Source organism: Microbacterium sp. TWP3-1-2b2, from assembly GCF_049896145.1.
In the GTDB taxonomy this organism is placed as follows: domain Bacteria; phylum Actinomycetota; class Actinomycetes; order Actinomycetales; family Microbacteriaceae; genus Microbacterium.
Window position 1 is genome coordinate 1,661,402 of sequence record NZ_JAFCTS010000001.1, and the last position, 14,166, is coordinate 1,675,567.

The 14,166-nt window shown below is 66.9% G+C and carries 9 protein-coding genes; all 9 read right to left on the reverse strand.

Features of this window, described 5'->3' with window-relative positions; genetic code table 11:
• Window positions 1–21 precede the first annotated feature (21 nt).
• Entirely contained in the window at window positions 22–1,599 is a 1,578-nt protein-coding gene (gene guaA / locus ACP7AR_RS08260) for a glutamine-hydrolyzing GMP synthase (RefSeq protein WP_426184605.1), read from the reverse strand.
• Window positions 1,596–2,114, reverse strand: coding sequence for a DUF3817 domain-containing protein (locus ACP7AR_RS08265; RefSeq protein ID WP_426184607.1), 519 nt, complete (start codon window positions 2,112–2,114; stop codon window positions 1,596–1,598). Before ACP7AR_RS08265 ends, guaA begins: the two co-directional genes overlap by 4 nt.
• 302 nt (window positions 2,115–2,416) lie before the next feature.
• A complete protein-coding gene (locus ACP7AR_RS08270) occupies window positions 2,417–7,042 on the reverse strand; it encodes an ExeM/NucH family extracellular endonuclease (protein ID WP_426184609.1) in 4,626 nt (1,541 codons plus the stop codon).
• Between the two features lie 161 nt (window positions 7,043–7,203).
• The gene (locus ACP7AR_RS08275; RefSeq protein ID WP_426184611.1) at window positions 7,204–7,995 is read right to left on the reverse strand and encodes an SURF1 family protein; all 792 of its coding nucleotides are present in this window, start codon (window positions 7,993–7,995) and stop codon (window positions 7,204–7,206) included.
• Window positions 7,996–8,012: 17 nt separating this feature from the next.
• Complete coding sequence (locus ACP7AR_RS08280; protein WP_426187692.1) at window positions 8,013–9,128, reverse strand: GuaB3 family IMP dehydrogenase-related protein; 1,116 nt, start codon at window positions 9,126–9,128, stop codon at window positions 8,013–8,015.
• 376 nt (window positions 9,129–9,504) lie between these two features.
• On the reverse strand, window positions 9,505–11,193 hold the full coding sequence (locus ACP7AR_RS08285; protein WP_426184613.1) for an ABC-F family ATP-binding cassette domain-containing protein: 1,689 nt from the start codon (window positions 11,191–11,193) through the stop codon (window positions 9,505–9,507).
• Window positions 11,194–11,258: 65 nt separating this feature from the next.
• A complete protein-coding gene (locus ACP7AR_RS08290) occupies window positions 11,259–11,810 on the reverse strand; it encodes an OsmC family protein (RefSeq protein WP_426184615.1) in 552 nt (183 codons plus the stop codon).
• Between the two features lie 122 nt (window positions 11,811–11,932).
• Window positions 11,933–12,247 (reverse strand): DUF2277 domain-containing protein, encoded by a 315-nt coding sequence (locus ACP7AR_RS08295; RefSeq protein ID WP_426184617.1) that lies wholly within the window; start codon window positions 12,245–12,247, stop codon window positions 11,933–11,935.
• A gap of 204 nt (window positions 12,248–12,451) precedes the next feature.
• Window positions 12,452–13,954 (reverse strand): IMP dehydrogenase, encoded by a 1,503-nt coding sequence (gene guaB / locus ACP7AR_RS08300; RefSeq protein WP_426184619.1) that lies wholly within the window; start codon window positions 13,952–13,954, stop codon window positions 12,452–12,454.
• Window positions 13,955–14,166 lie beyond the last annotated feature (212 nt).

Sequence of the window (14,166 nt, forward strand, 5' to 3'; positions counted from 1 at the left end):
CCTATCGCGGTCCCGCCCACATCACTCCCACTCGATGGTTCCCGGCGGCTTGGACGTGACATCCAGCACCACCCGGTTCACATCGCGCACACTGTTGGTGATCCGGTTCGAGATCTTCGACAGCACGTCGTACGGGAGGCGGGTCCAGTCGGCCGTCATGGCGTCCTCACTGGACACGGGTCGCAGCACGATGGGGTGACCGTAGGTGCGACCATCGCCCTGCACTCCCACGGAGCGCACGTCGGCGAGCAGCACCACAGGGCACTGCCAGATCTCGTTGTCGAGGCCGGCCTTGGTCAGCTCCTCGCGTGCGATCGCGTCGGCTTCACGCAGAATCTCGAGACGGTCAGCGGTGACCTCACCCACGATGCGGATGCCGAGGCCTGGCCCCGGAAACGGCTGACGTCCCACGATCGCCTCCGGCAGTCCGAGTTCGCGGCCGATAGCGCGCACCTCGTCCTTGAACAGGGTGCGCAGCGGCTCGATGAGCTCGAAGTCGAGGTCTTCCGGGAGCCCACCCACGTTGTGGTGCGACTTGATGTTCGCAGTCCCCGTGCCACCGCCGGATTCGACCACGTCGGGGTAGAGAGTGCCCTGCACGAGGAACTTGATCGGTTCACCCTCGGCCTTGGCCTCTGCGACCAGGTCGAGCTGCACCTTCTCGAACGCGCGGATGAACTCGCGGCCGATGATCTTCCGCTTCTGCTCCGGGTCGCTGACGCCCTTGAGATGACCCAGGAACGTGTCAGCGGCTTCGACGGTGATGAGGCGCACACCGGTGGAGGCGACATAGTCCTGCTCGACCTGCTCGCGCTCCCCCTTGCGGAGGAGCCCGTGGTCGACGAACACAGCGGTGAGCTGGTCGCCGATCGCCTTGTGCACCAGTGCAGTGGAGACGGCAGAGTCGACTCCGCCGGAGAGGGCGGAGATGACGCGCGCAGAACCGACCTGCGCACGGATGCGGGCGACCTGCTCCTCGATGACGTTGTCGCTGTTCCAGTCTGCGGCGAGCCCTGCGGCCTTGTGCAGGAAGTTCTCGATGACCTCCTGGCCGTGGTCGGAGTGCTTGACCTCCGGATGCCACTGCACGCCGTAGAAGCTCTTCTCGGCGCTGCCGAAGGCCGCGACCGGGGTGTCAGCGGTGGAGGCGAGGACCTCGAAGCCCTCAGGTGCACGGGCCACCTGGTCGCCGTGGCTCATCCATACGTTCTGGGTGTCGGGCTGTCCGCCGAGCAGTACGCCGCCGTCGCCTGTGAGCGCAGCATCCGTCGCCCCGTATTCGCGAAGGCCGGTGTTCGCGACCTCGCCGCCGAGGGCGCGGGCCATCACCTGGAAGCCGTAGCAGATGCCGAGGGTCGGGACGCCGAGGTCGAAGATCCCGCCGTCCAGCGAAGGTGCGCCCTCCTCGTAGACCGAGGACGGGCCGCCGGAGAGGATCAGTGCGACCGGGTTCTTCGCGCTGATCTCGGCGGCGGTCGCCGTGTGCGGTACGATCTCGCTGTAGACGCCGGCCTCGCGGACGCGGCGGGCGATGAGCTGCGCGTACTGAGCGCCGAAATCGACGACGAGGACGGGACGCTGGTCGGTGTCGGCGCTCATCGCGCTGCCTCCTGGGTTTCTGAGGTTGCGGCGGCCGTGGCCGCCTCACGTGATGCGAGGTACGCCTTGACCTCGCGGGAGACCTTGGCCTCCATGATGAAGGAGAGAGCAGGGATCACACCGCCGAGTGCGAGTGTGATGAAGCGGCTGAACGGCCACCGCATCAGGCTCCACAGGCGGAAGACCGAGAAGAGATACACGACGTAGAACCAGCCGTGCGCCACCAGGATGAAAAGCGACAGGTTCGCACCGTCGCCGGCGGAGACGAGGTCGCAGCCCATTCCGCCTGGCACGAACAGCGAGAACCACTGGCACCCGTCGCCGACGATGACCGGCGCGAACCAGAGGAAGCCGCCAGAGCCGCCGGCGAACAGTTCGACGTGGATGGGGCTGTACTTCAGGATCATCTCAGCCAACAGCAGAAGCAGCATGACACCGGTGATGATCGACGCGATCTGATAGAACTTCAGCGCCCCGCGGATCTTGGGAAAGGAGGCGGCTTTCGGTTCTGGCATGCGGTCAAGTCTACCCGGGGTCGCCAGGGCTTCCGCCGCTCTCGATCGAGCAGGAATCAACGCGATCGGCCTGGGGTGTCACGAATGGTCGCCTCCCCAGCGGTGAGGCGACAAACGGCGACACCTCACGGATCGCCGCACACGTTGGGGTGTCACGAATGGTCGCATCCCGAGCGGTGAAGCGACAAACGGCGACACCTCACGCGCGGTCCGACCCGACACCTCACGCGCGGTCCGACCCGCACACGACGGAGGCCGCCGGGATCACTCCCGACGGCCTCCGTCGTGTCAGCGGTTCAGTGTCAGAACCACCCGGTGACGAGATCCCACAGCCAGTCGAGGATGTCGCGGATGACACCCCCACCGTTGCCACCGCCGCGGTTGACGGTGACTGTGCCGGTGGCCTGATCACCATCCTCCTGAGCGACGATGACCGTGTACTTGCCGGCATCCGTCTTCTTCGGAACGGTGACCGAGCTGTTGAAGTTGCCGTTCTCATCGACCACGGCTGTGCCGAGCTCGACGATCTTGCCCTTCTTCGACTCGAGCGAGATGGCGACGGTCTCGCCTGGTTCGAAGTCCGCACCGGTGACAGTGAGCTTCTTCCCTGCGCTGACCGTCTTCGCACCGACCTCGATGGTGCCGGCGAACTCGCCGCCGCCGCCTTCGCCGGTGATCGTGAACGGCACCTGCACGCTCGTCCCGTCAGCAGTGGCGACCGTGAGCTGCTGCTCGCCGGTCACGCCCTCCGGGACGGCGAACGTCAGGCTCGCACGACCTGCCTCATCTGTGGTGTCGACGATCGTCGGGTCGACCGCCGCAGTGGCGAGAACCGTGTCTCCGAGCGAGACGGTGGCCTCGGCCGGTGCGGCATCTCCTCCGCTGAACGCCAGCGACGACAGGTCGATCTTGACCTGATCACCGGCGCTGTAGCCGTCGGCATCCGGAGCGCTCAGCGTCACACCGACGGCGCGCTGGGCGAGATCAGGCGAAGCAGTGCCGTTGGCGTCGAACCAGTCGACCATCGACTGCAAGTCGATCTTTCCCGTGTCGGCCTTGTCCGTCCCCTCGGCGAAGGTGAAGAAGTTGTCTCCACCGGCCGCGAGGAACGAGTTCGCCGCGACGACATAGGACGCCGCCGGATCGATCGGCTCGCCGTTCAGCGTGATCGAGGTGATCCGCTCGCCCGCTGCCGCCGTCGGGTCGTAGGTGTACTGCAGACCCTCCGAGATGCCGAGTTTCAGGAACGGACGACTCGCGCCTTCCGGCTGCCACTGCTCCTCGAGCACGCCCTTCAGCTGTGCGCCGGTGAGGTTCAGCGTGACGAGCGTGTTGGCGAACGGTTGTACCGTCGCTGCTTCGCGGAAGGTGACGTTGCCGTCGACATCCTGCTCGCCGGTACCCGCGTACGACAGGTTCGCCCTGATGCCACCCGGGTTCATGATCGCGATGTCCGCGCCGGTCGCCCACTTGTGCACTTCAGCGACGAAGTTGCCGATCGTGGACTCGCCACCGCGGTTCTCCGAGCCGTTCGTCTGACGAGCCCGGCTGAAGTCGCCGGTGATCGAACCGACCGACTCGGCACCGAGAACATCAGCCTCGGCCTTGGCCGCGTCGACGATCTTCTGCACGTCGGCGTCGGCCTCGTAGAGCGGTGTGCCCTTGTCGGTGAGCGGCTTGATCTCGTTCGTGATCGAGAGCAGCTCCTTCGTCTCCGGGTCGACCTGCAGGTTCATCAGACCGAAGTTCTCGCCGTACTGCCCCGCCGAGATGACCGGGCGGCCGTCGATGACGTGGTTGTACGCGAGGTGCGTGTGCGCAGAGACGATCGCGCTGACACTGTCATCGACACCGGCGACGATCTCGCCGAGTGCCGAGTCCGGCGTGATGCTCGCGACGTCGGCGGATGTGGCGCCCTCGTGCACGAGAAGGATCAGGACATCCGCCTCGCCGTTGGCTGTGTCACCGTCGGTGAGGTCGTCGGCGACGGCGTTCACCGAGTCGACGATGCCGCGCACCTCGAGATCGGCGATGCCCTCGGGAGACACGAGCGAGTCGAGTTCCTCGGTCACCGCGCCGATGAAGCCGACGTTGACACCTTCCATCTCGGTGACCCAGGCCGGAGCGAGCGCCGTCTCACCGGTCTCCGTGAGGAAGACGTTCGAGGAGATGTACTCCCAGTCCGCACGGTCCTGAACACGGTCGCGGAGATCTTCCCAACCCTGATCGAACTCGTGGTTTCCGGCCGCGCTCACATCGAGACCTGCCGCGTTCAGCGCGTCGATCGTCGGGTTGTCGTCGTTGATGAACGATGTGAACGTGGATGCTCCGATGAGGTCACCGGCAGCGGCGAACACCGTGTTCGGGTTCGCGTCGCGCACCGACTGCACCGCGCCGGCGAGCACCGCGGCACCTGCCGCGGCGCCGTCGGCCTCGATCCGACCGTGGAAGTCGTTGATCGTGACGACGTCGATGCTCACCGGCGGGATCTCGCTGGAGACGCCGACGATGACGGGGTCGTGGTCACTCGATCGGAACGGCGTACCTGCCTCGGCTGCGCCGAATGCGTAGCCCCGGTCGCTCCATTCTGCGGAGTTGATCCCCCACACGCCGGTGCCGGTGATCGACTCGGTGAGCGAGGGAGATGCGATCGCGTGATCGAGCGAGCCGAGCTCTCCGTCGAACGTGTAGGTGTACCCGGCGTCCGCTGCCGGCACGAGGTCGGTCCAGCCGGCCTGGGCGAACACGTCGATGGGATCTTCCTGACCGTAGGCGTTGAAATCGCCGAGCAGCAGCACGTCTTCGCTTCCGCTGGTCTCCGCCAGCGTCTCGGTGAATCCGAGCAGCGACTGCGCCTGCGCGACGCGGTCGGCGTTGAAGTGGCCCTGGCCGTCTGCCGGTTCGTCGCCGTCACCCGACTTCGACTTGAAGTGGTTCGCGACCACCGACACGAGCTTGCCGTCGACGTCGAACGTCTGCGCGATCGGCTCGCGGGCGTTGCCCCACACGGTCTCGTCGACCACCGTGGCGCTGTCGCCGACAGGGGTGACGGCATCCGTCTTGTAGATGATCGCGTTCGTGATCACATCCGTCTCAGTGGTGAGCAGCGCCTCAGGAGTGGGAACGTACTCCCACACGTCCGAGCCGGCATCCGCGTTGAGTCCGTCGACCAGATCGGCCACCGCCGTATCGACCGGCTTGCCGAAGTGGATCGAGTTCTCGATCTCCATGAGCGCCACGACGTCGGCATCCAGACCGTTGATCGCCGTGACGATCTTCGACTTCTGAGTGGCGAACAGCTCTGCGGTCTTGGCGCCGCGTGCGTCGGGGTCTTCGCTCTGCAGCGTGGTGAAGTAGTTGAAGACGTTGAATGCGCCGACCTGCACATCGCCGCCGACCTCTGGTGCCGCGTCGGTGCGCGGGTTCTCGGTGGTGAAGGTCGCCTTGTAGGTCGCGTCGCTCGCGTCGTCGATCGCGACGACCGGCTGCAGGCGCCAGTCTTCGAATCCGTACTGCAGCACGTAGCCGGTCTCGGCGAAGTCGACGACATCGCCGTTTCGCACCACGGTGTCGGCCACGAAGTACGGCTGCTCACCGGTGTGATCGCCGTTGGAGATCTGCACCGACCAGCCATCGTCGAGCAGGATGCGCTCTGCGCGGTTCGCCGCAGCGATGGCGTCGGCATCCGCACCGGGACGCGTCGTCTCCGTGCTCTTGACGTTGAGCTCGCCCGGGTTCAGCCAGAGCGTGCCGTAGTTGTACAACTGGTGGCTCGAGGCCAGGCGGTACGTGCCGGCCGGTGCCACGAGCATGTTCTCGTAGGCCTCGCGGTCGGCGCCGACGACGGAGTCGGGCAGCGGCGTGGCCGCCGGCACACCGGCGCCGGCGGTGATGACGCTGATGTCGCCCGCAGTCGCCGGCGAGACCTGGGTCTGGCCGAAGTACTCGCTGACCATGCCGGTGACCGAGACGAGGTCGCCGATCTCCAGTGCGGGGTTCAGCGCGTTGAGGAAGACGAAGACGCCATCGGATGCTCCAGGTGTCGCATCTGCGTCTCCACCGCTTCCTGCGGTCTGGATCGAGATGCCCTTGTAACCGCCGACGCGGTAGTCGCCGGTGACGACACCCTCGACGGTGACCGCCTGGCCGTCGAGCGGGGACACATCGCCCGTGCCCTGCACTTCGGCGATCGAGACCGCGGTCGGCTCAGGGTCAGGATCAGGATCGGGGTCGGGATCGGTGCCGCCGGACCCCTGCGGGGTGATGGTCGCGGACAGGGTGAAGTCGGCGCTGTTGTCGTCGGTGTCCGCACCACCCGTTCGGTTCATCGACTTCACGTCGGTGTTGCCGGCCGGCGAGGTGGCCGCTGCGGTCTCGAACGTGTTGGAGGTGCCGTAGCCGAGCAGGTCGACGACGCCGTCGACTCCTGCGACCGAACCGGGGGCGAGGTTCACGGCGGCTGTGCCCTCGACGAGCGCGAGCGTGCCGTTGGTGCCGCTCGGCGTCAGTCCTGTGACGGCATCCGGCGTCGGAAGAGCAACACCGGCGTTGCCGTTGCTGTTGCCCTGCACCAGGAAGTAGCCACCGGCTGGAATCACGCCGGTGAGCGGTGCGACGCCGGTGAAGTTCGCCGTCCCGGTGGCGGAGCGGTATTGCAGCGACATTCCGTCGAGCGTGATCGGAGCTGTCGTCGGGTTGTAGAGCTCGACGAACTTGTTCGTGAAGGCGGCGCCTGCGCTTCCGCCGGAGAGGTACGCCTCGTTGATCACAACCCCCGTGCCTGCGGTGTTGGCGACGGCGGGCGAGGCGACCAGTGCGCCGGCGCCGAGGGCGAAGACACAGGTCGAGGCAAGGGCGACGATGCGACCCCTGCCTGTGCGGTGCGACGCAGGAACCGTGAGGTTCCTGTCGTCAGGGGCTGACATCATCGGTGCTGTCTCCTCGGTCTGTTCGAACGACGGCTCTCGTGAAACTGTCGTCGTGGTGCTCACAGCGCACACACATGGTGGTGAGCTTAGGGAGCAGCGCCGACATCCTCAATGGTGTTCACCGATTGCTAACCAGAGCGCCAGACGATGCAGGACGATGGTCAAACCGGCGCGGAATCCTCGAACGCTTCGACCTCGAGCTCCCACCGGTCCTTAGCCAGGCGATACCAGATGTAGAACGCGAAGCCCGCGAACACCGCCCACTCGACCGCGTAGAAGATGTTCAGCCAGTTGACGCTCGACAGCTCGTCGGGTGCGGGTGAGTCGATGTCGACGAGACCCTCCGGCGCGTCGACCGATGCGAGGTACGGGCGATAGACGGACAGCTGGTCGACGTCGTGCCACTGGCTCAGCAGCATGGCCGGAGACATCTTGTTCATCGCGAACGGATCGTCAGCAGGAGGAAGGCTCGTGCCTTCGTCGGAGATGACGCGACCGGTGATCCTCGCCTCGGTGCCGGCGGCACGCTCCTGGAGGTCGGATGCCGCGGCATCCGCGGATTCACGATCAGGGGCCCACCCGACCGCGACGGCGATCGAAGTGCGCTCTTCGACCCGGAGCTGCCCGGTGACCCAGTAGCCCTCGACGCCGTCGTTGAAGCGCGACGACACGACGAGGAAGTCACCGGCGACCCAAGTGCCTGTGGTCTCGACGCGCTGTCCTACGTATGGCTCTGGCAGATACTGCCCCGGTTCGACGACGTCGGCGAGCGGTCGCACCTCTTCGGTGATCCCGGCGGGAGGCGGCTCGGTGTCGATGGCGCGCTCGAACTGCCATTGTCCGAGGAAAGCGAAGACGCCGGCCACGACGAGTGCGAGCACCAGCACGCCGATCCAGCGCGGGCGCAGCATGACCTCGCGGAGAGTCGGCGGGAACGCCTGCGAAGTCGTCACGATCTGAAGCGGATCGCTCAAGAGTGGTACGGGGCGAGCACGACCTCGACGCGCTGGAACTCCTTGAGGTCGGAGTATCCGGTGGTCGCCATCGACTTGCGCAGCGCGCCGATGAGGTTCGCCGTTCCGTCTGCGACCGGCGCCGGTCCGTAGAGGATCTCCTCGAGCGTCGCGATGCCCTCGACTGCGACACGGCGTCCGCGTGGAAGCTGCGGGTGATGCGCCTCCGGACCCCAGTGGAAGCCGTGGCCCGGCGCGTTCGTCGCACGAGCGAGCGCGACGCCGAGCATGACGGCATCCGCGCCCATGGCGAGCGCCTTGACGATGTCGCCCGACGTGCCGACGCCGCCGTCGGCGATCACGTGCACGTAACGTCCGCCTGACTCGTCGAGATAGTCGCGACGGGCTGCGGCGACGTCGGAGACCGCCGTCGCCATGGGGGCGTGGATGCCGAGGGTCGCACGGGTCGTGGACGCCGCTCCCCCGCCGAATCCGACGAGCACTCCGGCCGCACCCGTTCGCATGAGATGGAGGGCCGCGGTGTAGGTGGCGGCACCGCCGACGATGACGGGAACGTCGAGGTCGTAGATGAACTTCTTCAGGTTCAGCGGCTCTGCGACGCTCGAGACATGCTCGGCTGAGACGGTCGTACCACGGATCACGAACAGGTCGACGCCGGCGGCGACCACGGTCCCGTACAGTTCCTGGGTGCGCTGCGGCGTCAGGGATCCCGCGACCGTGACTCCCGCTTCGCGGATCTCGGCGAGGCGCGCCTTGATGAGCTCCGGCTTGATCGGCTCGGAGTAGAGCTCCTGCATCCGCACGGTCGCCTTGTCGGCCGGGAGACCCGCGATCTCGGCGAGCAGCGGCTCAGGGTCTTCGTAGCGCGTCCAGACACCTTCGAGGTCGAGGACGCCGAGCCCGCCGAGCTTGCCCAGCATGATCGCCGTCTTCGGGCTGACGACCGAGTCCATCGGCGCACCGATGATCGGGGTGTCGAACTGATAGGCGTCGATGGACCAGCCGGTCGAGACGTCCTCCGGATTGCGGGTTCGCCGCGACGGCACCACCGCGATGTCGTCGAACGTGTACGCGCGACGCGCGCGCTTGCCTCGGCCGAGTTCGATGTCCATGCTCACCCGTCCAGCCTACCCGGCCCGCAGGTCGGTGCCCGAGTCGCGTCCGGAGCATCCGCGCGCAAGGCGTCGCAGCACCCGCGCGCAAGGCGTCGCAGCATCCGCACGCAAGGTGTCGCAGCATCCGCACGCAAGGTGTCGCAGCATCCGCGCGCAGGGTGTCGCAGCATCCGCGCGCAAGGTGTCGCTCGATGTCGCTTCACGTGTGTCGAAGCGACATCCAGCGCCACCTCCCCGAATGCGCGATTCGGAGGGTGGCGCTCGTTGTCGCATCGCGACGCTCGAAGCGACAACGAGCGACACCTCGTGTGTCTCGGGAACTCGCCCAGGGTGCCGGGCGCCCGGGGTGCTGGAACCCAGGGGGCCGATGCCGTCAACGCGTGCGCGCGACCCGTCGCTCGTCCCACACCGGAGCATCCGACTCGTAGACGTCGCCGTCGGATCCGAAGACGAGGAAGCGGTCGAACGAGCGCGCGAACCACCGGTCGTGCGTCACGGCGAGCACGGTGCCCTCGAAGTGGGTGAGTGCGTCCTCCAGAGCCTCGGCCGATTCGAGGTCGAGGTTGTCCGTCGGCTCGTCCAGCAACAGCAGCGTGGCGCCGGAGAGCTCGAGCAGCAGCACTTGGAACCGGGCCTGCTGGCCACCGGAGAGCGAGTCGAACGTCTGCTGCGCCTGCCGCACGAGCCCATACCGGTCAAGCGCAGAACTCGCCGCTTCGCGCGGCATACCGGCTCGCCGTTCGTCGCCGCGGTGCAGCACCTCGAGCAGCGTGCGTCCGATGAACTCCGGGTGCGCGTGCGTCTGGGCGAAAAGACCGGGCACCACCCTGGCACCGAGCGTCGCCCTACCGGTGTGCGCGACGGCATCCACCTGCTCACCCGTCGAGGTCACGTGACCGAGCGAAGGATCGGGATCCGTGCCGCCCCTCGCGAGAAGGCGCAGGAAGTGCGACTTGCCCGACCCGTTCGAGCCGAGCACGCCGATCCGATCGCCGTACCAGATCTCCGCGTCGAAGGGCCGCATCAGGCCGGTCAGTTCGAGTCGTTCTGCGACCACAGCGCGTTTGCCGGTGCGCGCACCCCGCAGTCGCATGTCGAACTCCTGCGACGGCGGACGTTCCTCCGGTGGCCCCGCCTCCTCGAACTTCCGCAGCCGGGTCTGCGCCGCACGGTACCGCGAGGCGAAGCCGTCGTTCGCCTCGGCCTTGACCTTGAGGTTCGCCACGAGGGTCCGCAGCTTCTCGTGCTGCTCGTCCCACCGGCGCCGCAGTTCGTCGAGGCGATCCATCCGGTCGGTTCTGGCCTGATGGTACGTCGTGAATCCACCGCCGTGGACCCACGCGGAGGCGCCCGCTCCTCCCGGTTCGAGCGTGACGATGCGGTCAGCCGCGCGGGCGAGCAGTTCGCGGTCGTGCGACACCAGCAGGACCGTCTTGGGCGTCTGCCGCAGCTGCTGCTCGAGCCACCGTTTCGCGGGAACGTCGAGGTAGTTGTCCGGCTCGTCCAGAAGCAGCACGTCGTCGGGGCCGCGCAGCAGAGCCTCCAACGCGAGACGCTTCTGCTCGCCGCCGGACAGCGTGACGAGCTCACGGTAGCGCGCCCGCTCGAACGGCACCCCGAGTGCGGCGACCGTGCACTGGTCCCATACGGTCTCGTGCTCGTAGCCTCCGGCATCCGCGTACTCGGCGAGCGCCGTGGCGTAGCGCATCTGCGTATCGTGCTCATCGCGCTCGATCAGGGCGTTCTCGGCGGTCTCCAGCGCTTCCGCCGCGGCGCGGATGCGACGAGGCGCCACTCTGACCAGCAGCTCCTGCACTGTCTGGCCGGCCTCGCCGTGGCCGACGAACTGGTCCATGACTCCGAGACCGCCGTCGATCGTGACGACACCGGCATCCGGCGACTGGTCGCCGCGGATGATGCGCAGCAGCGTCGTCTTTCCCGCGCCGTTCGGTCCGATGAGCGCGCTCGTCGAGCCCGCTCCGACTCGGAACGTCACTTCGTCGAGCAGGGGTCTGCCGTCCGGCAGAGTCAGCGAGATGGCTGAGACATCGATGTAGCCCACGGGTGAAGCCGTCCTTCCGCCCGCATGGCGAGCCGATCAGGCTATCAGATCCGTGGGGCGAACGATCAGACCAGGGTGCTGGAAGTCGGCACGGGGTTCGAGAAGAGGTCGAGCACCGGGCAGTGCTCGTCGACGACCTCGCGCAGGTTGGCGTACTCCTCGGCGCTGTTCGGGCCCGCGATGTCCACCGTCAGGCGCACGTCGCGGAAGCCGGCGCGGCCGGACTCTTCGATGCCGAAGAGCTTCTGAACGTTGAGATCCCCCTCAGCGGTGATCTCGATCTCATCGATCGTGAGGCCCAGAGCCTGCGCATAGAGGCGGAACACGACGACCTGGCACGACACCAGCGCGCCGAGGGCGTACTCGACGGGGCTTGCCGCGGCGTCGTCACCGGCGAGCGCGCCGGGCTCGTCGACCAGGAAGCGGTGATTTCCCGCGCGCACTTCCGTGGCCACCGATCCGACGCCTCGGCCGACGACCTTGTAGGTGAGTTCGGCATTGTTCGCATCGCCCGCGATGCGCTCGTTCCATATCGTTCCTGCATCGGTGAGACGCTGCGCGCGCTCATCCGGGGTGACATCAGTGACGGGTGCGGCCTGGTCCTGGAGAAGAGTCATGCGGCGACGATAACGGCGCTCCGACACGGGCGTCGAAGGATGCCGTCATCTCGCGTCACATCGCGTCATGCGGCGTGATTCTCCGGCGTCGCGGCATCTCCTCGGTGCGCAGCGACGCAGGCTCAAGTCGCGGCACGCGCGGCGCGCTTCTCCTGCTGATAGACCCGGATCGCCTCGTAGCGCTCAGCGGAGCGCGCCTGGCGCTTGGATGCCTCCTGCTCGCGGTTCTTCGGCGGAGCGGAGGTGACGAGGTCGTCGAGGAGCCGACGCGTCGCCTTCTCGATCTCGGCGACGGCCCGGTCGAAGACCGCCTGATTGGCGCGCGAGGGCGAGTTCGTTCCGGAGATCTTGCGCACGAACTGCACGGCCGCGTCGTGGCATTCCTCGTCAGTCGCGGCGGGCTTCAGGTTGTTCAGGGGGACGATGTTGCGGCACATGCCAGCACGCTACGCCGGGCGAGCGACACGCGAAAGGCCTCAACTGCCACCGAGACCCCTGGTTCTCGCCGAGACCCCAGGCTGTTCGCGTCAACACCCAGGGGTCTCGGCGACAAGACGGGGTCTCGGCGAGGGAGAACGGGTCTGGGCGACAACGTGGGGTCTCGGCGAGGGAGAACGGGTCTCGGCGAGGGAGGGAGGGAGCTACTTCTTGTAGTTGGGTGCCTCTACGACGATCTGCACGTCGTGCGGGTGCGATTCCTTGAGCCCTGCCGAGGTGATGCGCACGAACCTGCCGCGGGTCTTGAGCTCTTCGATCGTGCGGGCGCCGACGTAGAACATCGACTGACGCAGGCCGCCGACGAGCTGATAGGCCACAGCGGACACCGGCCCCCGGTAGGGCACCTGTCCTTCGATGCCCTCGGGGATGAGCTTGTCATCGCTGGGGACGTCGGCCTGGAAGTAGCGATCCTTCGAGTACGAGGTCTGCTTGCCTCGGGTCTGCATCGCGCCGAGCGAGCCCATGCCACGGTACTGCTTGAACTGCTTGCCCGACTGGAAGACGATCTCGCCGGGCGACTCGTCCGTTCCGGCGAGCAGCGAGCCCAGCATGACAGCATCCGCACCGGCGACGAGCGCCTTCGCGATGTCGCCCGAGTACTGCAGACCACCGTCTGCGATCACCGGCACGCCAGCGGGGCGAGCGGCGAGCGACGCCTCGTACACGGCGGTCACCTGCGGCACACCGACACCTGCGACGACGCGAGTGGTGCAGATCGATCCCGGACCGACCCCGACCTTCACGGCATCCACGCCGGCGTCGACGAGCGCCTGCGCGCCCTCGCGGGTGGCGACGTTTCCACCGATGATGTCGATGTGCTCGAACGATGCGTCCGACTTGAGACGCTTCACGAGATCGATGACGCCCTGCGACTGGCCGTTGGCGGTGTCGACCACGAGCACGTCCACGCCCGCGTCGCGCAGCGCCTCAGCCCGCTCCCATGCATCGCCGAAGAAACCGATCGCGGCGCCGACCCGCAGACGGCCCTGGTCGTCCTTGGTGGCGAGCGGATACTTCTCGCTCTTGTCGAAGTCCTTGATCGTGATGAGGCCGGCGAGCTTGCCGTCGTCGTCGATCAGCGGCAGCTTCTCGACGCGGTGCTTCGCGAACAGTGAGATCACCTCGCCGGCGGCGACGCCCACTTTGGCCGTGACCAGGTCGGAGGAGGTCATGACGTCCTTGACGAACGTGGTCTGGCGCTCGAAGCCGGAGACGAAGCGCATGTCGCGGTTCGTGATGATTCCGACGAGGTGCCCGTCCGGGTCCACGACCGGCAGGCCGGAGATGCGGTACTTGGCGCACATCTGGTCGACTTCTTCGACCGTGGCGTCCGGCGTCGTCGTGATCGGATCCGTGATCATGCCGGATTCGCTGCGCTTGACGCGGTCGACGTGCGCGGCCTGGTCGGCGATCGAGAGATTGCGGTGCAGGATGCCGATGCCACCCTCGCGTGCCATCGCGATGGCCATGCGGGATTCGGTGACCGTGTCCATCGCGCTGGAGAGCAGCGGCGTCGCGACCGAGATGCGTCGGGAGATACGCGAAGAGGTGTCTGCCTCGCTCGGGATCACGTCGGTATGACCGGGAAGAAGCAGCACATCGTCATACGTGAGTCCTACGAAACCGAACGGATCGTGCTGTTCCATGGATGAGCCTCCTGCGCGCGCGTGTATGACCTGGGGTGTGCCGTCTGTACAGATTCTAAACGCCGTCGGCTGAAGAACATTCCCGAATGACTGTGGCGAGCATCCACTTGCGAGGGGTCCGTGAAGTTACACCTGTGTCACCAATCCACCGCTCGGCTAGTGAATCGGCGAATCCCGCACTACGCTCAATCCCAGCCCGCAGCCGACCCGAA